The sequence below is a fragment of the Streptomyces sp. NPDC034084 genome, from assembly GCF_055575535.1.
Window position 1 is genome coordinate 996583 of sequence record NZ_JBVISK010000001.1, and the last position, 24765, is coordinate 1021347.

General features: G+C 73.1%; 22 protein-coding genes. 16 read left to right on the forward strand and 6 right to left on the reverse strand.

The window, feature by feature from the left end; all coding sequences use genetic code 11:
• Positions 1-40: 40 nt before the first annotated feature.
• Positions 41-1024, reverse strand: a complete 984-nt coding sequence (gene speB, locus ACZ51I_RS04510; protein WP_468871442.1) for an agmatinase — start codon at positions 1022-1024, stop codon at positions 41-43.
• A gap of 115 nt (positions 1025-1139) precedes the next feature.
• Here speB and ACZ51I_RS04515 point away from each other — a divergent pair, with 115 nt between their 5' ends.
• Complete coding sequence (locus ACZ51I_RS04515) at positions 1140-2582, forward strand: PucR family transcriptional regulator (protein ID WP_468871443.1); 1443 nt, start codon at positions 1140-1142, stop codon at positions 2580-2582.
• 21 nt (positions 2583-2603) lie between these two features.
• Here the strand turns inward: ACZ51I_RS04515 and ACZ51I_RS04520 are convergent, their stop codons facing one another.
• Positions 2604-3209 carry a hypothetical protein gene (locus ACZ51I_RS04520; protein ID WP_468871444.1) on the reverse strand — a complete coding sequence of 202 codons (606 nt, stop codon included), beginning with the start codon at positions 3207-3209 and terminating at the stop codon, positions 2604-2606.
• Positions 3210-3373: 164 nt separating this feature from the next.
• Between ACZ51I_RS04520 and ACZ51I_RS04525 the strand changes: the two genes are divergently transcribed.
• The 4 genes from ACZ51I_RS04525 to ACZ51I_RS04540 all read left to right on the forward strand — a co-directional run bounded on the left by ACZ51I_RS04525 (position 3374) and on the right by ACZ51I_RS04540 (position 7521).
• Positions 3374-4456, forward strand: a complete 1083-nt coding sequence (locus ACZ51I_RS04525; protein ID WP_468871445.1) for a helix-turn-helix domain-containing protein — start codon at positions 3374-3376, stop codon at positions 4454-4456.
• A 71-nt stretch (positions 4457-4527) separates the two neighbouring features.
• On the forward strand, positions 4528-5685 hold the full coding sequence (locus ACZ51I_RS04530; RefSeq protein WP_468871447.1) for an acyl-CoA dehydrogenase family protein: 1158 nt from the start codon (positions 4528-4530) through the stop codon (positions 5683-5685).
• The gene (locus tag ACZ51I_RS04535) at positions 5686-6555 is read left to right on the forward strand and encodes an acyl-CoA thioesterase (protein ID WP_468871449.1); all 870 of its coding nucleotides are present in this window, start codon (positions 5686-5688) and stop codon (positions 6553-6555) included. It abuts the gene before it with no gap.
• Between the two features lie 21 nt (positions 6556-6576).
• Positions 6577-7521: a cation diffusion facilitator family transporter gene (locus ACZ51I_RS04540; RefSeq protein WP_468871451.1), complete on the forward strand. Its 945-nt coding sequence runs from the start codon at positions 6577-6579 to the stop codon at positions 7519-7521.
• Between the two features lie 13 nt (positions 7522-7534).
• Here the strand turns inward: ACZ51I_RS04540 and ACZ51I_RS04545 are convergent, their stop codons facing one another.
• The 3 genes from ACZ51I_RS04545 to ACZ51I_RS04555 all read right to left on the reverse strand — a co-directional run bounded on the left by ACZ51I_RS04545 (position 7535) and on the right by ACZ51I_RS04555 (position 10578).
• A complete protein-coding gene (locus ACZ51I_RS04545; protein WP_468871452.1) occupies positions 7535-8311 on the reverse strand; it encodes a phosphatase in 777 nt (258 codons plus the stop codon).
• A gap of 83 nt (positions 8312-8394) precedes the next feature.
• Positions 8395-9642 (reverse strand): AfsR/SARP family transcriptional regulator, encoded by a 1248-nt coding sequence (locus ACZ51I_RS04550; RefSeq protein ID WP_468871453.1) that lies wholly within the window; start codon positions 9640-9642, stop codon positions 8395-8397.
• Positions 9643-10176: 534 nt separating this feature from the next.
• Entirely contained in the window at positions 10177-10578 is a 402-nt protein-coding gene (locus ACZ51I_RS04555; RefSeq protein ID WP_468871454.1) for a MarR family winged helix-turn-helix transcriptional regulator, read from the reverse strand.
• A 132-nt stretch (positions 10579-10710) separates the two neighbouring features.
• Here ACZ51I_RS04555 and ACZ51I_RS04560 point away from each other — a divergent pair, with 132 nt between their 5' ends.
• From ACZ51I_RS04560 to ACZ51I_RS04585, 6 genes are all read left to right on the forward strand, one after another.
• Complete coding sequence (locus ACZ51I_RS04560; protein WP_468871455.1) at positions 10711-12168, forward strand: MFS transporter; 1458 nt, start codon at positions 10711-10713, stop codon at positions 12166-12168.
• Between the two features lie 439 nt (positions 12169-12607).
• Positions 12608-12928 (forward strand): hypothetical protein, encoded by a 321-nt coding sequence (locus ACZ51I_RS04565; RefSeq protein WP_468871456.1) that lies wholly within the window; start codon positions 12608-12610, stop codon positions 12926-12928.
• Between the two features lie 105 nt (positions 12929-13033).
• Entirely contained in the window at positions 13034-14245 is a 1212-nt protein-coding gene (locus ACZ51I_RS04570) for an acyl-CoA dehydrogenase family protein (RefSeq protein WP_468871457.1), read from the forward strand.
• Positions 14242-15129, forward strand: a complete 888-nt coding sequence (locus ACZ51I_RS04575; RefSeq protein ID WP_468871458.1) for a hypothetical protein — start codon at positions 14242-14244, stop codon at positions 15127-15129. The genes ACZ51I_RS04570 and ACZ51I_RS04575 overlap by 4 nt, the downstream gene beginning before the upstream one ends.
• On the forward strand, positions 15126-16100 hold the full coding sequence (locus ACZ51I_RS04580; protein WP_468871459.1) for a HesA/MoeB/ThiF family protein: 975 nt from the start codon (positions 15126-15128) through the stop codon (positions 16098-16100). The genes ACZ51I_RS04575 and ACZ51I_RS04580 overlap by 4 nt, the downstream gene beginning before the upstream one ends.
• A 75-nt stretch (positions 16101-16175) precedes the next feature.
• Positions 16176-17216 carry a TauD/TfdA family dioxygenase gene (locus tag ACZ51I_RS04585; protein WP_468871460.1) on the forward strand — a complete coding sequence of 347 codons (1041 nt, stop codon included), beginning with the start codon at positions 16176-16178 and terminating at the stop codon, positions 17214-17216.
• Between the two features lie 50 nt (positions 17217-17266).
• On the opposite strand, the gene ACZ51I_RS04590 is transcribed toward ACZ51I_RS04585, so the two are convergent.
• On the reverse strand, positions 17267-17857 hold the full coding sequence (locus tag ACZ51I_RS04590) for an SACE_7040 family transcriptional regulator (RefSeq protein ID WP_468871461.1): 591 nt from the start codon (positions 17855-17857) through the stop codon (positions 17267-17269).
• An 87-nt stretch (positions 17858-17944) separates the two neighbouring features.
• Here ACZ51I_RS04590 and ACZ51I_RS04595 point away from each other — a divergent pair, with 87 nt between their 5' ends.
• From ACZ51I_RS04595 to ACZ51I_RS04615, 5 genes are all read left to right on the forward strand, one after another.
• Positions 17945-19552 (forward strand): carboxyl transferase domain-containing protein, encoded by a 1608-nt coding sequence (locus ACZ51I_RS04595; RefSeq protein ID WP_468871462.1) that lies wholly within the window; start codon positions 17945-17947, stop codon positions 19550-19552.
• Between the two features lie 23 nt (positions 19553-19575).
• On the forward strand, positions 19576-21570 hold the full coding sequence (locus tag ACZ51I_RS04600) for an acetyl/propionyl/methylcrotonyl-CoA carboxylase subunit alpha (protein WP_468871463.1): 1995 nt from the start codon (positions 19576-19578) through the stop codon (positions 21568-21570).
• Positions 21567-22502, forward strand: coding sequence for a hydroxymethylglutaryl-CoA lyase (locus tag ACZ51I_RS04605; RefSeq protein ID WP_468871464.1), 936 nt, complete (start codon positions 21567-21569; stop codon positions 22500-22502). Before ACZ51I_RS04600 ends, ACZ51I_RS04605 begins: the two co-directional genes overlap by 4 nt.
• A gap of 8 nt (positions 22503-22510) precedes the next feature.
• Positions 22511-23671 (forward strand): acyl-CoA dehydrogenase family protein, encoded by a 1161-nt coding sequence (locus tag ACZ51I_RS04610; protein ID WP_468871465.1) that lies wholly within the window; start codon positions 22511-22513, stop codon positions 23669-23671.
• A gap of 99 nt (positions 23672-23770) precedes the next feature.
• Positions 23771-24622, forward strand: a complete 852-nt coding sequence (locus tag ACZ51I_RS04615; RefSeq protein WP_468871466.1) for a siderophore-interacting protein — start codon at positions 23771-23773, stop codon at positions 24620-24622.
• The last annotated feature ends 143 nt before the right edge of the window (positions 24623-24765 follow it).

Genomic DNA, 24765 nt, shown 5'->3' on the forward strand with positions numbered 1-24765 from the left:
CCGCGCCCCACCCCGTACCTCGGCCCGCTGCCGCCCGAGGTTACTTCGCGTCGGCGGCCCGGCCCGCGGCGATCTGGCGGGACATGATCGTCGTCAGTTCGTACGCCGTGTGCGAGGCGGCGACCGCGGTGATCTCGGCGTGGTCGTACGCCGGGGCGACCTCGACGACGTCGGCGGAGACCAGGTTGCAGGAGGAGAGGCCGCGGAGGATCTCCAGGAGCTCGCGGGAGGTCATGCCGCCGGCCTCGGGGGTGCCGGTGCCGGGGGCGTGGGCCGGGTCGAGGCAGTCGATGTCGATGGAGATGTACAGCGGGCGGTCGCCGATGCGCTGGCGCAGCTGGTCGGCGACCTCGTCGGCGCCGCGGCGGTAGACGTCGGAGGACGTCACGATGCCGAAGCCCATCTTCTCGTCGTCGGTGAGGTCCTGCTTGCCGTAGAGCGGGCCGCGGGTGCCGACGTGGGAGAGGGCGGAGGTGTCGAGGATGCCCTCCTCGACGGCCCGGCGGAACGGGGTGCCGTGGGTGTACTCGGCGCCGAAGTAGGTGTCCCAGGTGTCGAGGTGCGCGTCGAAGTGGAGCAGGGCGACGGGGCCGTGCTTCTTGGCGACGGAGCGCAGCAGCGGCAGGGCGATGGTGTGGTCGCCGCCGAGGGTCATCATGCGGGCGCCGGTGCCGAGGAGGTCGTCGGCGGCGGCCTCGATGGTCTCGACGGCCTCGTGGATGTTGAACGGGTTGGCGGCGATGTCACCGGCGTCCGCGACCTGGGCGAGGGCGAACGGGGAGGCGTCCTGCGCCGGGTTGTACGGGCGGAGCAGGCGGGAGGCCTCGCGGATGGCGTTGCCGCCGAAGCGGGCGCCGGGGCGGTAGGAGACGCCGCTGTCGAAGGGGACGCCGACCACGGCGACGTCGGCGGTGCCGACCTCGTCGAGGCGCGGCAGACGGGCGAACGTCGCGGGACCGGCGTACCGCGGGACGCGGGACGAGTCGATCGGGCCGCGGAAGGCGTTCTGGTCGCTGCTGCTCATGGTCGGGGTCCTCCTGGAGCTGTGGTCGGGGTCCGGCTCGACGGTAAGTCGCCCGAAAGCCACATTGAAGTGTACGTTTCCTCCACTGTCCGGGCGGGGGATGTACGAAGGGCCCATGCCGATGACCCCGACGTCTCCCTCCGAGGCCGGCTCCACTCCCCCGGCACCCCCGGTCCCGCTGACCGCGCTGCTCGCCCGCCCCGACCTGGGCCTGCGGCTGCTCACCGGCCCCGAGGACGTGCCGCTGCACTGGGTGCACACCTCGGAGATGGCGGACCCCTATCCGTACCTGCTCGGCGGCGAGTTGCTCATGACGGCCGGCGTGCAGCTCACCGATCCGGCGCACTACGTCGAGCGGGTCGTGGAGGCGGGGGCGGCGGCGCTCGCCTTCGGGGTGACGCCGGTGTACGACACGGTGCCGCCGGAGCTCGTCGCGGCGTGCGAGCGGCACGGCCTGCCCCTCGTGGAGGTCCCGCCCCGGACCCCGTTCACGACGGTGGCGCGGGCGCTGTGGCGGCTGATGGCTGAGGCCCGGCTGCACGAGCTGCGCCGGGTGACCGAGGCCCAGCAGTCCCTGGCGGCGGCCGCCGCCCGGCCGGCGCCGGTCCCGGCCGTGCTTGGCGCGCTCGCCTCGCGGCTCGGGGGGCGGGCGGTGCTGTTCGGGACGGACGGCACGGAGTCGGCGGCGGCCGGCCGGGAGGTCCCGGCGGAGGCGGCGCGGGCGCTGCGGGAGCTCGCGGCGGTGCTCGGGCCGCGTCCGGGCGGGCCGGCCTCGGCGAGCGGGGACGGTGGCGGGCTGCGGCTCGCCGCGTACGCGCTGGGCGGCGGGGACGGTCTGACGCTCGGGGTGGCGACGGAGCGGCGCGGTCCGGGCGACCACACGATCGCGGGCGTGGCGGTGGTCCTGCTCTCCCTGCTCACGGCTCCGCACCGGGGCGCGGACGTGACGGTACGGGACGGGGCCCTGGTCCGGCTGCTGCTCGGCGCGGACCCGGCGGAGGTCGCGGGCGTGCTCGGTCCTGGCCCGTGGACGGTGGTCCACGCGCGGGGCGGCGACGGCACCCCGTTCGCGGCGGCGAGCCTGGCGGCGGCGCTGGGGACGGCGCTGATGGCCCAGGAGGAAGGAACCGTACGGCTCCTCCTCCCCTCCTCCGCCCCCGTGACCGCCCAGGAGGGGTGGACGCTCGGGGCGAGCGCGCCCGTGGCGGCCGTCGAGCTCGCGGCCGGGGAGGCGCAGGCGGCGCGGGCGCTGCGGCGGGCGGAGGCCTCCCGGGCGGCGCTCGTCCGGCACCGGGCCAGCGGCTTCGCCGCGCTCGTGGACCGCGACGAGGCCGCCGCCTACGCCCGGGGGCTGCTGGCCCCGCTCACCGAGCCCCTCGCCGAGACGCTCCGGGTCTGGCTCTCCCTCCACGGCAGCTGGGACCGGACGGCGGTGGCGACCGGCCTGCACCGCAACACCGTCCGCCAGCGCGTCGCCCGCTGCGCGGCGCTCCTCGACCGGGACCTGGACGATCCGGACGTACGGATGGAGCTGTGGTTCGCGCTGCGCGCCGCGTGACCCGGCCGGTCTCCCGTCACGTCACCAGAGCTTGTTCACCGCCGTCTTCGCCGTCGCGCGGAAGGCGGTCAGCGGGGCGTCCTTGAAGTCGCCCATCTGGCCCCAGCGGACGAAGGTGACGGTGCGGCCGTCTCGGCCGACGGAGAACAGGTGGATGTCGGTGCTGCCGATCTGCGGGTCGGCGGTGTCCAGGCTGTAGACCCAGGCGCCCTCCTCCACGGCGAGCTTGCCGTGGGAGGCGCTGACGGCGTGCAGGCCCGGGTTCTGCCGCTCCAGCAGGGGGCCGCAGCCGGCGAGCGCCTTGCGGAGGGTGTCGACCAGCTTCACGGCGTCGGCCTCGGTGCGGGCGACGGTGGTGATCTGGACGCCGTTGGTGTCGAGCTCGGTGCTGAACTCGCGGTAGCGGGTGTTCTGCGCCGGGATCTTGTACGGGGCGCAGAGGGCGCCGCCGTTCTCCGGGACGCCGGTGAAGACCCGGGTGGCGGTCCACGGCGTCGACGACGGCGGCATCTGGGAGGCGGCGAGGAAGGCGGGCTGGGCGGCGGCCTGCGCCGGGGCCGTGGCGAGGGCGGCGAGGCCCAGGGCGGCAGCGGCGGTGGCGGCGAATGCGGTACGGAGCCTGTTCATGGTGGTGGATCCCCCGTCGGGTCGTTCGGTCAGTGCTTCCACCAGCGTCGGGTCCCCGCCCGCCCCCGGGCAACGGCGACGCGCCCTCCACCCGTCCCGGAACCATTCCACCCCCTCTGACGTGGGAGAACACAACAGGGGTGGAACGAGTGGGGGACGGTCCGATGGGCGAGGTCGAGGAGTTCGCGGCGCGGGTGCGCGCGCTGAAGACGCGTGACGGGCGGAGTTACGAGGCGCTGGGGCGGCGCCTCGGCGTCAGCGCCTCCACCCTGCACCGCTACTGCTCCGGGGTCGCCGTCCCGGAGTCCTTCGCCGTCATCGAGCGCCTCGCCCGGATGTGCGGGGCCGCCGGAGACGAGGTGCGGGAACTGGAGGAGCACTGGCGGCGCGCGGACCTCGTCCGCAGACCGCCGGCCCAGGAGGCCGGTCCGGCCGGACCGGCCGGCCCCGAGCTCGTCGTGGTCGCCCCCGCCCGGCCCCGCCGGAAGGCCTGGATGGCCGTCGGTGCCGTGGCCGGCGTCGTGGCGCTCGTCCTCGGGGCCGTCCTGCTGTCCGGGTGGGGCCGGGAACCGCAGCACCGCGCGGAGACGGTGACGGCGCCCCCGTTCACGTACACCGTCGCCTCCCTCTGGGAGAGCGGCTGCGGGCACACCTATCTCGCCGACCGGCCCCCGACGCGGGTCGCCGCTCCCCCGGCGTCCGTCGACGCCGCCCGGTGGGCGGGGGCGCTCGGCGCCGTGGACGGCGGGCAGACGCTCGTACGGCTCTCGGTGCAGGGAAAGGGGACCTCCACCGTCGTCCTCCAGGGGCTGCACGTGCGCGTGGTGGGACGGGCGAAGCCGCTGTCCTGGGGGGCGTACCGCATGGACGGGGGGTGTGGCGGGGCCGTCACCCCCCGCCAGTTCGCCGTGGACCTCGACCGGCCGCGCCCGCTCGCGCGGCCGGTCGACGGGTACGACGCCTCGGGGGAGGAGGGGCGGACGATCCCGGCCGTCTCGTTCCCCTACGCCGTCACCGCGGCCGAGCCCGAGGAGCTGCTGATCTCCGCCCGCGCGGCCGGCTGCGACTGCCGCTGGCACCTGGAGCTGGAATGGAGCTCGGAGGGGCGGAGCGGTGTGGTGAGGATCGCGGCCCCGGGCGGGGGGCCCTTCCGTACCAGTGGGCGGGCGAAGGGGAGCCCGGTCCACGCGTACGACCCCTCGAAGGGGCTCTGGATCACAGGTGCGGAGTCTGGACAGGGCGGGTGACCGCTGGGTAACTTCGAACAGAACACCCTGAGCAAGCGCTTAGACAACCGGCAGCGACAAGGAGGCGGCTCGTGCGCCGTACCGTATTCAACGAGGACCACGAGGCGTTCCGGGAGACCATCCGGGCCTTCATCGAGGCCGAGGTCGTCCCCGTCTACGACGAGTGGTTCGCCGCGGGCCAGGCGCCGCGCGAGTTCTACGACAAGCTCGGCGAGCTGGGCATCTTCGGCATCAACGTGCCCGAGGAGTTCGGCGGCGCGGGCCTGGACACCCACAAGTTCGAGGCCGTCCTGTACGAGGAGACCGCGCGCGCCGGCGTCCAGTTCGGCGGCTCCGGCGTCCACGTGCTGCTCGCCCTGCCGTACCTCAAGATGCTCGCCACCGACGAGCAGAAGAAGCGCTTCCTGCCGAAGTTCGTCACCGGCGAGGAGATGTGGGCGCTCGCCATGACCGAGCCGGGCACCGGCTCCGACGTCGCGGGCATGAAGACCACGGCCAAGCTCTCCGAGGACGGCAGCCACTACGTCCTCAACGGCGCCAAGACCTTCATCACCGGTGGCGTCCACGCCGACCGCGTGATCGTCTGCGCCCGCACCTCCGCCCCCTCGGCCGAGGACCGCCGCTTCGGCATCTCGCTCTTCGCCGTGGACACCAAGTCCGAGGGCTACTCCATCGGCCGCAAGCTGGACAAGCTGGGCCTGCGCACCTCCGACACGGCCGAGCTGGCCTTCGTCGACGTCAAGGTGCCCGCCGAGGACCTGCTCGGCGAGGAGGGCAAGGGCTTCTCCTACCTCGGTCACAACCTGGCCTCCGAGCGCTGGGGCATCGCCTTCGGCGCCTACGCGCAGGCCAAGGCCGCCATCCGCTTCGCCCAGCAGTACGTCACGGACCGCACGGTCTTCGGCAAGCCGGTCGCCTCCTTCCAGAACACCAAGTTCGAGCTGGCCGCCTGCCAGGCCGAGGTCGACGCCGCCGAGGCCGTCGCCGACCGCGCCCTGGAGGCCCTGGACGCGGGCGAGCTCTCCCCCGCCGAGGCCGCGAGCGCCAAGCTCTTCTGCACCGAGGTCGCCCACCGCGTCATCGACCGCTGCCTCCAGCTGCACGGCGGCTACGGCTACATGAACGAGTACCCGATCGCCCGCCTGTACGCCGACAACCGCGTCAACCGCATCTACGGCGGCACCAGCGAGATCATGAAGACGATCATCGCGAAGTCGATGGGCCTGTAAGTGCCCGACGCGCACAGCGCCCTGGACGGCCTGCTCGATCTGCTCGACCTGGAGCGGATCGAGCGGGACATCTTCCGGGGAGAGTCCCGGTCCGCGCTCGTCCCCCGCGTCTTCGGCGGCCAGGTGGCCGCCCAGGCGCTGGTGGCGGCGGGCCGGACCGTGCCCGAGGACCGCCTCGCGCACTCCCTCCACGCGTACTTCCTGCGGCCCGGCGATCCGGGCGCGCCGATCGTCTACACGGTCGACCGCATCCGCGACGGCCGCTCCTTCACCACCCGCCGGGTCGTCGCCGTCCAGCACGGGCAGCCGATCTTCCACCTCTCGGCGTCCTTCCAGACGTACGAGGAGGGGCTCGACCACCAGGTCGACATGCCGGCCGCCCCGGACCCTGAGTCGCTCCCCACGCCGGCCGAGATGCTCCCCCGCCACCTCCCCCGCGAGGTCGCGGACAGGCTGATCGAGGCCCGCGCCGCCGTGGACCTGCGCTACGCCGACGTCCCGCCCTGGGGCTCGGTCGGGCAGCCGCGCGAACCGCGCTCGCAGGTGTGGTTCCGTACGAACGGCAAACTGGCCGACGACCCCCTGCTGCACGTCGTCCTCGCCACGTACGTCTCCGACATGACGCTGCTCGACTCGGTGCTCCTCGCCCACGGGCGGGGCGGCTGGGCCGTCGGTGACGTCGTGGGGGCCTCGCTGGACCACGCCATGTGGTTCCACCGCCCCTTCCGGGCCGACGAGTGGCTCCTGTACGACCAGGAGTCGCCGACCGCGTCCGGCGGGCGCGGTCTCGGCCAGGCCCGCATCTACACACAGGACGGGCGGCTCGCGATCTCCGTCATCCAGGAGGGTGTGGTCCGCGTCCCGCGCTGACGACCGGGCATAAGTCCGACCATGGCAGAAATCACGGCGGACAGGCCGAAGAACGGTGAGAGCACCTTCACGGTGATCGTGGCGGCGGCGGCGAACCTCGGGATCGCCGTCGCCAAGGCCGTCGCGGGCCTCATCAGCGGCTCCAGCGCGATGCTCTCCGAGGCGGCGCACTCGGTGGCCGACACGGTCACCGAGGTGCTGCTCCTGGCCGCGCTCAAGCGCAGCGAGAAACCGGCGGACGACGACCATCCGTTGGGCTATGCGGGCGAGCGGTACGTGTGGGCGTTGCTGGCCGCGGTCGCCACCTTCGTCGGCGGCGCGGTCTTCTCCGTGTACGACGGCGTCCACACCCTCACCCGCGGCGAGGACCTGGGCGATCCGGTCGCCTCGTACGTGGTGCTCGCCGTCGCCTTCGTCCTGGAGGGCTTCTCGCTGCGGACGGCGGTCCGCCAGGTCCGGGCCGAGGCGCGGCGCACCCGCACCCCTTTCGCCCGCTACCTGCGGCACACCCCGGACACGACCGTGAAGGCCGTCGTCATGGAGGACTCCGCGGCGCTGGCCGGCCTGCTGCTCGCGGCCGGCGGCCTGATCGGCGGTCAGCTCACCGGTTCGGGCGTCTGGGACGGCGTAGCCTCGATCCTCATCGGCGCACTGCTGGTGTACGTGGCCTGGGTCCTGGGCCGCTCCAACGCGGAGCTCCTGGTCGGCCGGGCGCTCCCGCCGCGCCTGCGGGAGGCCGTGCACGAGGTGTTGCTCGCGGACGAGCACGTGATCGCGGTGGTCGACCTGACGACCCTGATCCAGGGTCCGGACGAGGCCCTGGTCGCCGCGAAGATCGACTTCCGGGACGGGTCGACGGCCGAGGAGATCGAACGGGCCTGCGACCGCGCCGAGACGCGGCTGCGCGAGCGGATCCCGGCCGTCCGCCGGGTGTACCTGGACCCCACCTCCCGCCAGGCGCACTGACGGGCGGGGCGGGTCAGCCCGCGAGCCCCGCCGCGTTCAGCGTGTACGCCGTCAGGGGCTCGTAGAAGCGCGGGTCCACGACGTGGTCGTCCAGGGGGATCGTGACCTGCATCGTGCCCTCCGCCTCGCCGATGAAGAGGGCGGGGTCGTTGCAGTCCGCGTAGCCGACGGAGTCGATGCCCCGCTGGCCCGCGCGGCCCGCCCAGCCGTGGTCCGCGATCACCAGGTCCGGGCGGCCGTCCTCGCCGAGCGCGTCGAGGATCGCGTTCATCGGCTCCGGGGAGTGCGTGTGCCACAGGCTCGCGCCGCGCTCGAAGACGGCGACGTCGGCGAACTGCACGACGTACCCCTCGTCGGCGACGAGCCCGCCGGGGATCCGTACGATGTCGCAGCCCTGGGCGCGCAGCGCGGCGGCGACCCGGCTGTGGACGTCGATGAGCGCGCCGGGGTGGCCGGTCGCGAAGAGGACCCGCTCGCGACCCGCGGCGGCCTTGCGCAGCCGGGCGGCCATCCGGTCGAGGCCGTCGACGGTGAGTTCGGGGTCGATCGTGTCCTGGCCGGCCCGGTGCGCCGGGTCGTCGACGACGCCGCACCGCTCGGCCATCACGGCGAGGACGTCCTGCTCGTCGGTCCAGCGGTTGCCGAGCTCGAGGCCGAACCAGTAGTGCCGGTCGCCGTTGGCGAGCTTGCGGTAGTGGGAGAGGTTGTTGTCGCGCGGAGTGGCGACGTCTCCCGCGATCCGGGTGCGGACGAGGTGCTCGACGAGGGCGGGGCGGCTGAGTATCGGCATGGGGCGCATTCTGCCGGGCCGCGGCCCCGGGCGTCCCGGGTGATCGAACAGCGGGACGCCGGGGGCCGGGACGGCGGGAGCCGCTAGACGGTGATGGTGGTGAACCGGGGGACGGTCTTGTCCCAGCCGGGCCAGAGCCCCTCGGATCCGGTACGGGCGGTGAGGACGATGAGCAGCGGCGTGCGGCCCGCCTCCACGACGATGTCCCCGACGCACTCCGGCACGAGGTGTCCGGCCTGGTGGAGGTTCTCTGCGACGGCGACCATGGGGCGTTCGGGTGTCGCGCGGCGCAGCGCGGCCCGCAGGTCCTGGGCGAGGTCGGCGCCGTCGGGGCCGGAGCGCACGTGCCAGACGGTGGCCCGGTCGTCCTGCTGGAGGCCGTCCATGAGCCGGGCGACGAGGGCGGCCTGCCGGTCCTCCTCGTCACCGGTGAGGGCGACGACGTGGGGGCGGTTCTGCCGTCGGACCAGGTCGAGGAGCGCGTGCAGCACGTCGAGTTCGGGGGCGGTGGAAGGCCGGGGCGCGGTGCCGCGCGGGTCGGGCGTCTCGTCCGGGGCGGGGGTGGGGTCCTGCCGGACGATGGCGTTGTGCAGGTCCTGGAGTTCCCGGCTGGGGGCCGCGCCGAAGTCGTCCCGCAGCCGCTGGTTGAGCCGTTCGTAGGTGCGCAGGGCCTCGTCGCGGCGGCTGGAGTGGTAGAGGGCGGTCATCAGCAGCCCCTGGGTGCGTTCCCGTGAGGGGTTGGCGGCGGCCACGCCCTCAAGACGCTGGATGACCTCGTGCGGTCGCCCGTTGGCGAGTTCGGCCTCGCAGTACTCCTCCAGGGCGTGCAGCCACGCTCCGTCGGCGGCGGTCGTCCGGGGCCAGTCGGCGCCGGCGTCGGCGAGTTCCTCCAGGGCGCGGCCGCGCCACAGGCCGAGTGCTCCGCGCAGGAGCCGGGCGGCTTCCTCGGTGTCTCCCGCGGCGAGTGCGTCGCGGCCCTTGTCGGCGAGGAGCCGGAAGCGCGTCAGGTCGAGGTTGTCGGGGGCGGTCTTGAGCATGTAGCCGGAGCCCTGGCTGGTCAGGGAGGCGATGTGCTCGGGTACGCCGCCGCGGGCGAGGACGCCGCGGAGGGCCGAGATCGCGTTCTGGAGGATCTTGCGGGCGGTGGCGGGCGGGCGGCCGTCCGGCCAGAGCACGTCCATCAGGTCGGCGGTGGGCACGACGTGGTTGGCGTTCAGGAGCAGCAGGGCGAGGACGAGCCGCTGGTTCATGCCCTTGAGCGGCAGCCGGCCGTCGGCCGTCGTGATCTCCAGCGGGCCGAGCAGGCGGAAGAAGACGCCGCGTTCCGTCATGACGGTCGGGCGCGGGTGGGGTCCGCGCGCGGGGGCGGCCGGTACGCGCCCCCGCGGCGTGGCGGTGGCGGTGGCGTGGACCCGGGCCCGGCCGACCGGGGCGGCGGGATTCGGTCGTGGGACGGACTGGCTCAGCAAGTTGTTCCCCCGTGTCAGGCGCTCCCCTGGTCGGGAGCGTGTGGCACCGGAGGCGGTTCCGGTGCCTGTTGGTCCACCGGGGGGTCGTGGCGTCGCGGGCCCCCGGCGCGCGGTGCCCCTGTCGGGGTCCGTGCGCGCACGGGCCTGGACGTCCCCCCGGACTGTCGCCCTTCCGGGCGCTCCGATCGTGATCGTGAGCGGTGCCTCCGGGCAGGTTGACGCCTGGAGGCTACCAGCGAGTACGTGTCCGAAAAGTACCCCCGGACAGCTCTCTGTCAGGTCGCACGTCCGGACGGTCCGGCGCGATCCCTGCAGGTCCGAGGGGTGTCCCGCCGACAGGACACCCCCGGTGGGTACTGGCCACCCGCGAGGCTTCGGCGCGGCGGGCGGGAGGCGTCAGGCGCGGCCCAGCACCCCGCGCACCTCCGGGCTCGCGTCGGAGAGCTCGCGCAGCAGCTCCTCCATGGTGGCCGTGGACCGGCCGAAGAGGCCTCTGCCGGATGCGGTGAGGCGGACGTCGAAGCCGCGCTTGTCGTTGGCGCAGGGCCGGCGCTCGACGTACCCCGCGTTCACCATCTGCGCGAGCAGACGGGAGACCTGGGGCTGGCTCCGGGCGGCGCGGGCACTGAGCTCACCCGCCCGGATCCAGCCGCCTTCCCGCGCCATGACGTCCATGATCTCGAAGGCGCTGGTGCAGAGTCCGTACTCGTCGGAGAGCCGACGTTCCGCCGCCTGGACGATCTGCGCACCGGCGCGGATCACGGTCATCCATCGATCGGTCAGAGCTGTATCCGTCACCTTTCCGATACTAGGTTCCCCTCCCTCCCTTGTCTATGCGTGCGCATGAATGTAGTGTGCCGAGCACTTCGATGCATTCGCATGGATCGGACTTCCGATCACACCTCTCGCACCTCTGAGCAAGGAGACCCGGTGACCGAGCAGACGCTGGCACCCCCGACCGAGCACGCGCCGGACGCCCCGGACGCGCCGGCCAAGGCCCCCTGGACCACTCTCGTCGTGGTCGGCGTCGCCCAGTTGATGGTGATGCTCGACTCGACGGTCGTGAACGTGGCCCTCCCCTCCATCGGAGGGGACCTGCCCGCCGACCAGACCGGACTCCAGTGGACGATCAGCGCCTACGTCCTGATGTTCGGCAGCCTGCTCCTCTTCGGCGGCCGCGTGTCGGACGTCTTCGGCAGGCGGCGCACCTTCCTCACCGGCCTCACCCTCTTCGCCGTGGCCTCCGCGCTCTGCGGCATGGCGGGCAACCAGGAGCTGCTCGTCGCCGGGCGCGCCGCGCAGGGTGTCGGCGCCGCACTGCTCTCCGCGGCCGCCCTCTCGATCATCCTGGAGGTCTACCAGGACGAGGAGCAGCGCAAGATCGCGCTGACCGCCTGGAGCGGCCTGGGCGTGATCGGCGCCACGATCGGCGTGGTGCTCGGCGGACTGATCGTCACGGCGGTCGACTGGCGCTGGGCCTTCCTGATCAATCTCCCCATCAGCGTCGCGGCCTTCGTCGGCGCTCTGCGCAGCATGCCCTCGCTCCGCACCGCCTCGGGACGCCGGCTCCGGTTCCCCTCGGCCGTCGTCTCCACGGCCGGGCTCGCCGCCCTCTCCTTCGGTCTGATCCGCCTCCACGAGGGCTTCGGCGACTCCATCGCCTGGATCAGCCTGGGCGCCGCAGTGGTCCTGCTGACCCTGGTGACCTTCATGGAGCTGGGCAAGGACGACCCGCTGCTGCCGCTGCACCTGCTGCGCAAGCCGACGTACTGGCTGTCCAGCATCGGCCTGCTCCTGGTCGCCAGCGTGATGATCAGCAGCTCCTTCCTCGCCAGCATGTACTTCCAGCAGGTCCACGGCATGAGCGCCTTCGTCACCGGCCTCTCGCTGCTGCCCATGGGCCTCGCGGCTCTCGTCGTCGCCCTGGTCGCCCCGGCGCTCGCCGGCGCTCTGGGTCTCGGCGGGATGTACGCGCTCGGCGCCGCGCTCCAGCTCGTCGGCACCGGCGTCCTCGCCACCGGCACCGACTCGGTCTGGCTGACGATCGTGGCCCTGGCGGTCATCGGGGCGGGCCTCCCGGCCTGCTTCGTGCCGCTGTTCGGCATCGGCACCTCGCACGTCAAGGTGGAGGAGTCCGGTGTCGGTTCCGGCCTGCTGAACACCTTCAACGAGAGCGGCGCCGCGCTGGGCATCGCCGTGATCGGCACCATCCTCGCGACCACCGTCGACGGGCGCCTGAAGGAGGGCGCCTCCGCCGCCGACGCCACCACCTCCGGTGTCTCCCACGGCTTCCTCGCCCTCGCCGTGTGCGCCGCGATCGCGATCGTCATCGCGTTCGCGCTGCGCCGTCTGACCCGCGACGAGCAGCCGGCCGCCGCGCAGGCCTGACGCGGCTCCGCCCCACCAGGGCGCCCACCGGCGCCCTCCACCACCCCTTACCACACCACCCTTCTCCACCCCCCGAACGTGGGCTTGCGGCTCCCCCGGCCGCAAGCCCACTCGGCATTTCCGGGGGTTACCGCAAGTACCGCGACCTGGCCCAACTCGCCCCGATGGACAGCCGGTTACCGCAGCCTGGAAGGCCGGTTCCCGTGCCGTGGAACCTCGCTTTACATCTTGGACAGACCCTTCTACTGATCGGTAACGTCGAAGTCGTCCGAGGGGGCGGCCGGGAGGAGCCCTCGCCCCTTCCCTTCGGCGGATGCGAGACGGCTCGCCGTCCACGGGTTCCCTCCGCATCCGGCCCGATTCCCCCGGCCCCGCCGCACGCCCGGCGACCGCCGCAGCCTCCACCTCACTCCGCCCCAGAAGAGCGAAGGAATTCCGCATGGCCATCTCGCCCGAAGAGATCTCCCGCACCCTGTCCGAGGCCGCCCGGTCCTCCGCCGCCTGGCAGGCCGCCGGCGCCACCGTCCGCTTCGTGATCTCCGAACCGGACGCCGAGGTCACCCTCGACCCGCAGGGCGCCGTCACCGAGGCCGAGCCCACCCACGTCCTCGGCATCAGCCACGCAGACCTGCTGGACCTCGCCGCCGGCCGCCGCACCTTCCTGCGGACCGTGACCGCCCGCCGCGTCACCGCCCGCGGCCCCGTCATGCAGACCTTCGCCGTCGGCCAGGCCCTGACGACCTTCTCCCTCGCGGGCTAGGGCAGGTCCGGCCCCTGATCCGCCGGACAGGCCCCAGGGGCGCGTCCTCCGGACACCCCCGACCGCACCGACCCGGGCTCCGCACCCCTCAGACAAGGAATCACCATGACGTACACGCACAACCCCGCAGACCACCCGCTGCTCGACGCCTTCGAGGCCGACATCCTGCGCGAGGTCACCGCCTTCGCCCGCGAGGAGGTCGCCCCCGGCGCCGCCGAGCGCGACCGGATCGAGAAGGGCCAGGTCGACTGGGACACCGTCCGCAAGGGTCACGCCATCGGCCTGCTCCGCATGGCCATCCCGCGCGACTTCGGCGGCCTGGGCCTGAGCCAGCTCGGCATCGCCCTCACCCTGGAGGAACTGGCCGCCGCCGACCCCGGCATGGCGCTGATCTTCGGGGCCACGGGTCTCTTCCAGACCCCGCTGCTCATCTGCGAGAAGCCGGAGCTCCAGGAGAAGTACCTGCCGAAGTTCCTCGGCCCCGAGCCCGTCCTCGCCTGCAACGCCGTCGCCGAGGAGCGCAACGGAACCGACCTGGTGCTGCCTCAGCAGGCCCCGTACGCCCAGGACATGACCGTCGCCCGCCGCTCCGGCAGCGAGTACCTCCTCACCGGTACCAAGCGGTACATCACCAACGCCCCGGTCGCCACCTACGCCACGGTCATGGCGAACCTGGAGGACTCCCCCGGCTCCACCGGCCTCACCTGCTTCGTCACCGACCTGGAGCAGGACGGCGTCACCCGCGGCGAGATCCACGACAAGGTCGGCTACCGCACCGCCCCGGCGGGCGAGCTGATCCTCGACGACGCGCGCGTACCCGAGGAGAACGTCCTCGGCGACGAGCGCGGCGGCTGGGACCTCAACGTCGCCATCGGCAACCTCACCCGCGTCACCTGCGCATCCGTCGCCACCGGCATCGCCCGCCACGCGCTCGACCGCGCCGTCGCCTGGGCCGGCACCCGCCGCCAGGGCGGCAAGCTCCTCTTCGAGCACCAGATGTCCGCCCGCAAGCTGGCCGACATGGCCGCACGCGTCTCCGCCTCCCGCGCCCTCTACCTGGACGCGGTGCTCAAGGCCGACAACGTCATCCCCACCCCGGCCTACGAGCCGGCCATCGCCAAGATGGTCGCCGACCGCGCCGCCATCGACAACGCCGACGCCGCCATGGCCCTCATCGGCGCCGCCGCCTTCCAGCGCGAGGACGGCATGGACCGCGTGCTCCGCGACGCCTACGGCCCCCGCATCTACGAGGGCAGCCCCGAGGCCCTCGCGCTGGTCGTCACCGGCGAGCTGTTCGGCCTCCCGGAGGTCCGATGACCACCGCCCCGACCGCACCCGCCGCACTGACCGAATACCGGGTCCGGTTGCTGCACGCGACCCGGGCGATCGTCCTGCCCGACCTGGAGTCGTCCGTCGAGGGCGAACCGATCTTCCGCGCCGCCGGCCCTGAGGGCCTCCTCACGCTCACCGTCCGCGGCGCCCAGCTGCCCGCCCCGTACCTCGCGGACGTCCACCGCTTCCGCCTCGCCCAGTACCTCCAGCGGGGCTGGGTCAACGAGGAGGCCGCCGCCGCTCGCGGCCTCGACGCCGAGCCGTACGACGCGTCCGCCCTCGACGACCAGCACACGCTGGTCGTCGAGGAGGAGACCGGCCGGCTGCGCGGGTACGGCACCCTGGCCGGCTCCCGCGGCCCCGCGGGCACCCGCCTCGGCGATCCCGCCCACCGCCCCTTCGTCGTCGAGCGCGACTACGAGCTCCGGCTCGCCGACCACCTCGGCGCCGCCACCCCCGCCGCCCACGTCCGGGAGGGCAAGCGCCTGGTCCGCGACTACGCCATGGACCGCTCCCAGGCCGGTGTCTCCGTCCCCTGGTGGGTCTACCGGGGCTGGGCGGAGGGCTGCGTCCGGGCCCTCGCCGCGGAGGGCGCCGCCATCGTCGGCGACGGCAAGCCCGGGGTCGCCATCCACCAGCTGGGCCTGCTCGGCTTCGAGGCGCGCATGCTCGACGTGCCCGCGAGGCCGTCGGACCCCGAGGACCTCTTCGCGCCGATGTGGAACCAGCAGCAGCGCTCGTACCCCTTCGTCCTCACCGACGGGGACCGGCTGCGCCCCACCCTCGCCCACCTCGACGCGATCCTCGCGTCCGGGGAACCGGGCTCGGTCGGCGCCCGGCTCACCGCCTTCCGGGAGACCCGCTCATGAACGCCACACCCCCCGACGTCGGCACCCCCACCGAGGCCCGCGAACTGGCCGAGGAGGAGTTCTACGCCTCGCTGACCCAGCGCAACCGCGGCCTCGTCCCCGCCGACCTCCAGGACCGCATCCGCCACGCGCCGCTGCTCATCGCCGGCTGCGGCTCCATCGGCGGCGCCACCGTCCAGCCGCTCGGCCGCATGGGCTACCGCGACTTCGTCCTCGCGGACGTCGGCACCTACGAGCTGAACAACCTCAACCGGCAGCACGCCACCGTCGACGACCTCGGCCGCAACAAGGCCGAGGTGGGCGCCGACGCGCTGCGCGCCATCAACCCGCACGTCCGGGCCGAGGTGGTGCCCCAGGGCATCACCCCGGAGAACGTCCGGGAGCTGGTCCGCCGGGCCGAGGTGATCGTCGACGGCGTCGACGTCACGACGCAGTCGGGGCTGCGCGCCAAGGTCGCCCTCCACCAGGAGGCGTGCCGCCAGCGCAAGCCGCTGGTCACCGGCTGGGACATGGCGGGCATGCTCGCCGCCCAGTGCTTCGACTACCGGCTGGTCCGGCGGATCTTCGACGGCCAGCTGCTCGCGGAGGACGCCGAACGGCTCGGCACCTGGGAGGTCATCTTCCGGATCGCCCCGCGCGGCCACATCCCCGGCGAGATGTACCGGGAGCTGCGCCGCGGCCTCGGCCGGCCCGACTACAGCGTGCCGCAGCTGACCGAGGCGGCCACCCAGTTCGGGTCGCTCGCCGTGCACATGGTCAATCAGCTGGTGGCCGGCGAGGACGTGCCGCGCACGGTCGCCGTCGATGTCCACCACATCGCCCTCACGCCCGGCCGGCGGGCCGTCAACCGGGTGAGCCGCCACTGGGAGAAGGCCCGCTTCCTGCGGAAGCTGCCGCCCGAGCAGGCATGGCGGGGCTTCGCGCCGGCTGCCGTCTACCGGGCGGCGCGCCGCACCGGTCAGGCCGCCTGACCGGGCACCCGGCCAGGAGCGGGACTCCGGGCAGGACGCAGAAACGAGATCAGGACGCAGAGAAGGAAAGGACGCATGAGTAAAGAATTCGCGTACGCCGACGCGCGCGCGACCGGCATCGTGCTGAGCGAGACCGAGGCGGAGATCGTCGAGGCGTCCGCCCACAGGATCGCCGCCGAATACGCCGGTCACTCCCTGCACGGCACCGACCTGCTGCACGCCGTGGAGCTCGCCGCCGCCGCCCTGCCCGCGCACGTCCGCCGCGCCCTCATCTCCTTCCGCGACCGGGGGAACGAGAGCGGCACCCTGCTGCTGCGCGGCCTGCCGGTCGGCGAGCTGCCCGCCACCCCCTGCCGGGTGGAGGAAGAACCCTTGTGGACCGAGGTCCCGGTGGCGACGCTCGCGCAGCTCATGGTGATGTCCGTGCTGGGCCGCTCGATCTCCTACAGCGACGAGAAGAACGGCGACCTCGTCCAGGACGTCAGCCCCAAGCGCGGCGCCGAGACGCGCCAGGAGAACAGCGGCTCCATCCTCCTGGAGCTGCACACCGAGGACGGCTTCCACCCGGCCGCCCCGCACTTCCTGAGCCTGATCTGCCTGCGCGGCGACCGGGACGGGACGGCCGCCACCGTCACCGGCGGGATCGGGGACGTCCTGCCGACCCTCGACCCGGCTGTGATCGAGGCGTTGCGCCGGCCCGAGTTCCGGACCCGGTTCTCCAGCTCCTTCGTCCACGACACCGACGAGGAGGTGCTGACCCCGCCGATGCCGGTCCTCTCCGGCCCGGTGGACGACCCGGACCTCCGGGTCGACTTCCACGGCACGGTCGGCGTCACCCGGGCGGCCCGCGACGCCCTGGCCGCGCTCGAGGCGGCGATGCTCGACGCGCTGCGCGGGATCGTGCTCCGGCCCGGCGAGCTGATCATCCTCGACAACCGGCGGACCGTGCACGGCCGCACCGGATTCACCCCGCGGTACGACGGCGAGGACCGCTGGCTGCGGCGCTCCTTCGCCGTGACCGACCTGCGGCCGGTCCTCGGCGACCTCTGCGAGGGCCGCCGCAGTCACAACCCGGTCACCGCGCCCGCCCCGGCGCGCACGCTGACGGCGGTCTGAGTCCCCGATGGCCGGGCCCGCACACCCGTGCGGGCCCGGCCATCGGCGGTTCAGGCCGCCAGCGCCCCGAGGGCGCCGTGGGCCAGGTTCCTGAGGAGGCGCTCCATCTCGGCGCGTCCCAGCGGCGCGCCCAGGTGCGGGGTCGAGTTCAGGAGGCCGAAGACCGCGTGGACGGCGGCCCGCGTCTCCGGCTCGCCGGCGTCCGGGTACAGCTCCCGCACCACGGTCACCCACACCTCGACGTACTGCCGCTGGAGCTGCCGGACCCGCTTGCGGTCCTCGTCCTTGAGGCGGTCGAGCTCCCGGTCGTGCAGGGTGATGAGGGGCCGGTCGTCCAGGGCGAAGTCGATGTGTCCGTCGATGAGGGAGCCGAGCAGGAGACGCGGGTCGCCGTCGGACTCGGCCACGCGCAGCCGTCCGCCGGACAGGAGCCGCTCGCTGATGCCGACGAGCAGCTCGGCCAGCATCGCGTCCTTCCCCGGGAAGTGGCGGTAGAGGCCGGGGCCGCTGATGCCGACGGCCGCCCCTATCTCGTCCACGCCGACGCCGTGGAAGCCGCGCTCGGCGAAGAGACGGGCAGCCTCCTTGAGGATCTGCTCGCGCCGCGTCGGGGCGTCCGTCCGGGTGGGGCTGGTGGTCATGGATTCGATTCTAGACAACCCCGTTAGCGGTCGTTAACCTGGGCGCCATACGTTAACGCTCATTAACCGAGCAAGGGAGCTCGAGGGATGCAGCAGGCACCTGTGCTGACGAGCGCGGCGGATCCCGCGTCCGCGGCCTGGCAGGCCAATGAGGCGGCCCATCACGAGCTGGCCGCGACCCTGCGCGCCAAGCTCGCGGCGGCCGCCCTGGGTGGCGGTGAGAAGTCCAGGGCCCGGCACACCGCGCGCGGCAAGCTCCTGCCGAGGGACCGGGTGGACACGCTGCTCGACCCGGGCTCGCCCTTCCTGGAGCTGGCCCCGCTCGCGGCGAACGGCATGTACGGCGACCAGGCCCCGGCGGCCGGCGTCATCGCGGGCATCGGCCGGGTCTCCGGACGCGAGTGCGTGATCGTCGCGAACGACGCGACCGTCAAGGGCGGCACGTACTACCCGATGACGGTGAAGAAGCACCTCAGGGCCCAGGAGGTGGCACTGGAGAATCGTCTCCCCTGCCTCTACCTGGTCGACTCCGGCGGCGCCTTCCTGCCGATGCAGGACGAGGTCTTCCCGGACCGGGAGCACTTCGGCCGCATCTTCTACAACCAGGCCCGGATGTCCGGCGCCGGCATCCCGCAGATCGCGGCCGTCCTCGGTTCCTGCACCGCCGGTGGCGCCTATGTGCCCGCGATGAGCGACGAGGCCGTGATCGTACGGAACCAGGGCACGATCTTCCTGGGCGGTCCGCCGCTGGTGAAGGCGGCGACCGGCGAGGTCGTCACGGCCGAGGAGCTCGGCGGCGGCGAGGTCCACTCCCGGATCTCCGGCGTCACCGACCACCTCGCCGAGGACGACGCCCACGCGCTGCGGATCGTGCGGAACATCGTGGCGACCCTGCCCGAGCGCGGGCCGCTGCCCTGGTCGGTCGAGCCCGTCGAGGAGCCGAAGGTCGACCCGTACGGCCTCTACGGCGCCGTGCCCGTCGACTCCCGCACCCCGTACGACGTGCGCGAGGTGATCGCCCGGGTCGTGGACGGCTCCCGCTTCCAGGAGTTCAAGGCCGAGTACGGCCAGACGCTCGTCACCGGCTTCGCCCGCATCCACGGCCACCCGGTCGGCATCGTCGCCAACAACGGCATCCTGTTCGCCGAGTCCGCCCAGAAGGGCGCGCACTTCATCGAGCTGTGCGACCAGCGCGGGATCCCCCTGGTCTTCCTGCAGAACATCACCGGCTTCATGGTCGGCAAGGCGTACGAGCACGGCGGCATCGCCAAGCACGGCGCCAAGATGGTCACGGCCGTGGCGACCACCCGGGTGCCGAAACTGACGGTCGTCGTCGGCGGTTCGTACGGCGCGGGCAACTACTCGATGTGCGGCCGGGCGTACTCCCCCCGCTTCCTGTGGATGTGGCCCAACGCCAAGATCTCGGTCATGGGCGGCGAGCAGGCCGCGTCCGTCCTCGCGACCGTCAAGCGCGACCAGCTCGGCGACGAGTGGAGCGCCGAGGACGAGGAGGCCTTCAAGGCCCCGATCCGCGAGCAGTACGAGACCCAGGGCAGCGCCTACTACGCGACCGCCCGGCTGTGGGACGACGGGGTCATCGACCCGATGGAGACCCGGCAGGTCCTCGGCCTCGCCCTGACCGCCTGTGCCAACGCGCCCCTGGGTGACCCCCAGTTCGGCGTCTTCCGGATGTGAAGGGCCCCCAGGAGATGCAGAGCATGTTCGACACCGTCCTCGTGGCCAACCGGGGCGAGATCGCCGTCCGCGTCATCCGCACCCTGCGGGAGATGGGCGTGCGCTCGGTGGCCGTCTACAGCGACGCGGACGCCGACGCCCGGCACGTCCGTGAGGCGGACACGGCGGTACGGATCGGTCCGCCGTCGGCCGCCGAGTCGTATCTGTCCGTCCCGGCGCTGCTCGACGCGGCCAAGCGGACCGGAGCGCAGGCCGTCCACCCCGGCTACGGGTTCCTCGCGGAGAACGCCGGCTTCGCGCAGGCCTGCGCGGACGCGGGCCTCGTCTTCATCGGCCCGTCCGCCACCGCCATCTCCCTCATGGGCGACAAGATCCGCGCGAAGGAGACGGTGAAGGCCGCGGGCGTGCCCGTGGTGCCGGGCGCGGCCGACCCCGAACTGGAGGCGGCGGCCCGCGAGCTGGGCGCCCCCGTCCTGCTCAAGCCCAGCGCGGGCGGCGGCGGCAAGGGCATGCGGCTGGTGCGGGACCTGGCGACGCTGACGGACGAGATCGCCGCGGCCCGGCGCGAGGCCCGCTCCTCCTTCGGCGACGACACGCTGCTCGTGGAGCGGTGGATCGACCGGCCCCGGCACATCGAGATCCAGGTCCTGGCGGACACCCACGGGAACGTGCTCCACCTCGGGGAGCGCGAATGCTCGCTCCAGCGCCGCCACCAGAAGATCATCGAGGAGGCGCCCTCCGTGCTCCTCACCCCGGAGATCCGGGCGTCGATGGGCGCGGCGGCGGTCGAGGCGGCGCGCTCCTGCGGCTATGTGGGCGCGGGCACGGTCGAGTTCATCGTGCCGGGCGGCGACCCCGCCTCGTACTACTTCATGGAGATGAACACCCGCCTCCAGGTCGAACACCCGGTGACCGAACTCATCACCGGCCTCGACCTGGTGGAGTGGCAGCTGCGGGTCGCCGCCGGCGAGCCGCTGCCGTTCACGCAGGACGACGTCCGCCTGGACGGCTGGGCGATCGAGGCCCGGATCTGCGCGGAGGATCCCGCGCGCGGCTTCCTGCCGTCGGGCGGCACGGTGCTGGCGCTCCACGAGCCCCGGGGCGCGGGCGTACGGACCGACTCGGGCCTCGCCGAGGGCACGGAGGTCTCGTCCCTCTACGACCCGATGCTGTCGAAGGTCATCGTGCACGCGGCCGACCGCCCCACGGCCCTGCGCAAGCTGCGCGCCGCGCTCGGCGAGCTGGTCACCCTGGGCGTGCCCACGAACGCGGGCTTCCTGCGGCGCCTCCTCGCGCACCCGGACGTCGTCGCGGGCGACCTGGACACGGGTCTGGTGGAGCGGGACGCGGAGTCGCTGGTCGACGCCGGGGTCCCGGCGGAGGTGTACGCGGCGGCGGCGCTGCTGCGCCACTTCCCGCCGGCCCCCGCCGCTTCCGGCTGGGTCGACCCCTTCGAGGGCCGTACGGGCTGGCGCCTGGGCGGCACCCCCGCCTGGACGGCGCTGGACTTCCGTGTCCCCGGCCACGAGCCGGTGACCGTCCGCCTGCGCGGCGGGGCGCCGTCCGCCGAACTCCTGCTCGGTGAGGGCGCGGAGGCCGTCTCCGCCGCCACCGTCGGCGCGGCCACTGAATCCGAGCTGGTCGTCGCCGTCGACGGCGTCACGCACCGCTTCGCCGCCGCCCCCTCCCCGGAGGGGCGCTGGCTCGGCCGCGACGGCGACTCCTGGCACGTCCTGGACCTCGACCCCGTCGAGGCCGCGCTGAGTGGCGCCCGGCACGGCGGTGCCGACACCCTCGCGGCGCCCATGCCCGGCACCGTGACCGTGGTGAAGGTGGCGGTCGGGGACGAGGTCGAGGCGGGGCAGAGCCTGCTCGTGGTCGAGGCGATGAAGATGGAGCACGTCATCTCCGCCCCGCACGCCGGCACGGTCACCGAGCTGGACGTCACGCCCGGCAGCACCGTCGCCATGGACCAGATTCTGGCCGTGGTGGCGCCCCGCGAGGAGGAGGACGCATGAGCACCGGACTGCCGATGACCGTGCCCGACCCGTCCCTGCCCAGCCGGGTGCGGATCCATGAGGTCGGTGCCCGGGACGGGCTGCAGAACGAGAAGACGGCCGTCCCGACCGAGGTGAAGGCCGAGTTCGTGCGGCGGCTCGCCGCGGCCGGTCTGACGACGATCGAGGCGACGAGCTTCGTGCACCCGAAGTGGGTGCCCCAGCTCGCCGACGCGGAGGAACTGTTCCCGCGCGTCCGCGACCTGCCGGTCCGGCTGCCGGTCCTCGTGCCGAACGAGCGCGGTCTCGACCGGGCCCTCGCGCTGGGCGCCCGTGAGGTCGCCGTGTTCGCCTCGGCGACCGAGTCCTTCGCGAAGGCCAACCTGAACCGGACGGTCGACGAGGCGCTCGCGATGTTCGCGCCGACCGTCACCCGGGCCATAGAGGCCGGACTGAAGGTGCGCGGCTATCTGTCGATGTGCTTCGGCGACCCGTGGGAGGGCGCGGTCCCGGTCGAGCAGGTCGTCCGGGTCACGAAGGCCCTCGCGGACATGGGCTGCGACGAGCTGAGTCTCGGGGACACCATCGGCGTCGCCACGCCGGGGCACGTCCAGGCGCTCCTGACGGCCCTGAACGAGGGGGGCGTGCCCACCTCCCGTATCGCCGTGCACTTCCACGACACGTACGGGCAGGCCCTGTCCAACACCCTGGCCGCCCTGCGGCACGGGGTGACCACCGTCGACGCCTCCGCCGGCGGCCTCGGCGGCTGCCCGTACGCGAAGAGCGCGACCGGCAATCTCGCCACCGAGGACCTCGTGTGGATGCTCGACGGTCTCGGCATCGAGACCGGGGTCGATCTGGCCGCCCTCACCGCCACGAGCGTGTGGATGGCCGAACAGCTGGGCCGGCCCAGCCCCTCCCGTACCGTCCGCGCCCTCTCCCACAAGGAGTGACGAAAGACATGACCCTCGACCACCGGCTCTCCGCAGAGCACGAGGAACTCCGCCGCACCGTCGAGGAGTTCGCCCACGACGTGGTGGCGCCGAAGATCGGCGACTACTACGAGCGGCACGAGTTCCCGTACGAGATCGTCCGCGAGATGGGCCGCATGGGCCTGTTCGGGCTGCCGTTCCCCGAGGAGTACGGCGGCATGGGCGGCGACTACCTGGCCCTCGGGATCGCCCTGGAGGAGCTGGCCCGGGTCGACTCCTCCGTGGCCATCACCCTGGAGGCGGGCGTCTCGCTCGGCGCCATGCCGGTCTACCGGTTCGGCACGGAGGAGCAGAAGCGCGCGTGGCTGCCGAAGCTGTGCTCCGGCGAGGTCCTCGGGGCGTTCGGCCTGACCGAGCCGGGGGCGGGAAGCGACGCCGGCGGCACCCGCACCACCGCCGTGCGGGACGGTGACCACTGGGTCGTCAACGGTTCGAAGTGCTTCATCACCAACTCCGGTACGGACATCACGGGTCTGGTGACGGTGACGGCGGTGACCGGCCGCAAGCCGGACGGGCGTCCGCTGATCTCGTCGATCATCGTCCCTTCGGGCACGCCCGGCTTCACGGTCGCGGCGCCGTACTCGAAGGTCGGCTGGAACGCCTCGGACACCCGTGAGCTCTCCTTCGACGACGTGCGCGTCCCGGTGGAGAACCTGCTCGGCGAGGAGGGCCGGGGGTACGCGCAGTTCCTGCGGATCCTGGACGAGGGCCGGGTCGCGATCGCGGCGCTCGCGACGGGCCTGGCGCAGGGCTGTGTGGACGAGTCGGTGAAGTACGCGAAGGAGAGGCACGCCTTCGGGTCGCCGATCAGCACGTACCAAGCGGTCCAGTTCAAGATCGCCGACATGGAGACGCGGGCGCACATGGCCCGGATCGGCTGGCGGGACGCGGCCTCGCGACTCGTGCTCGGTGAGCCGTTCAAGAAGGAGGCGGCGATCGCGAAGCTGTACTCCTCCACGGTGGCGGTGGACAACGCCCGCGAGGCGACCCAGATCCACGGCGGCTACGGCTTCATGAACGAGTACCCGGTGGCGCGGATGTGGCGCGACTCGAAGATCCTGGAGATCGGCGAGGGCACCAGCGAGGTCCAGCGGATGCTGATCGCCCGGGAGTTGGGCCTGCCGGCCTGACCTGGCCCACCGTGCGCGGAGAGCCCGTCGTCCCCTCGGGGCGGCGGGCTCTCGCCCGCCCCTACAGAGTTTTATGAGGTTAGGCTAACCTACCTTTCCATGACGCACGTCGAGACCGCCCCCTTCCAGTTCTTCTCCCTCCAGGTCGACCGGACACGGCGACTCGGCCCCTCCCTGGTCCGGATCACCTTCACCGGGGACGACCTGAAGAACTTCGCCTCCGGGGGCCGCGACCAGTCGCTCTCCCTCTTCCTGCCGCACCCCGGCCAGGAGACCCCGGTCCTGCCGCCCCTGGACAACCCCGACATGTACGCGATCCTGGGCGCCTGGCGGGCGATGCCCGACGACGAGCGGGCCGTGATGCGCTCGTACACCGTCCGCGAGCAGCGCACCGAGCCCGTGCACGAGATCGACATCGACTTCGCCCTCCACGAGGACGGGGGTCCGGCCTGCCGCTGGGCCGGCCGGGCCGAGCGCGGGGACCGGGTGGTGGTCCTGGGTCCGGCGGTCGCCGCGAACACGGGCGTCCGCTTCCAGCTGCCCGAGGACGCCGACTCCGTACTGATCTGGGCCGACGAGACCGCCCTTCCCGCCGCCTCCGCGATCCTGGAGTGGCTGCCGGCCGAGACCCGCGCCCAGGTGTTCCTGGAAGTGCCGTACTCCGGCGACCGGATGGAGCTCGGGACCGAGGCGGACGCCACGGTCACCTGGCTCGTACGGGAGGAGGGCGCGCCGTCCGCCGTGGACGCGGTGGCCGGCGCCGAGCTGCCCGGAGAGGCTCCGTACGTCTGGATCGCGGGCGAGTCGGGGGCCGTGAAGGCGCTGCGCCGCCACTTCGTACGGGAGCGGGGGCTCGATCGCCGCCGGGTCACGTTCGTCGGCTACTGGCGCAAGGGCCTGTCCGAGGACGCCCTGCGCGAGGTTCCGGACGAGACGCGGGAAGAGGCGTAATCCGGCCGGAAGGGCCGATGGAGCGTCAACTGCCGGTCGATCACCGCATTTCATGAGGGGCGAGGGGCCATTGCGGAGAAAAGTTAGGTTAGGCTAACCTCACTTACGCATCGCCCCTTCGTCCCTTCCTGCTGTCCGGAGGC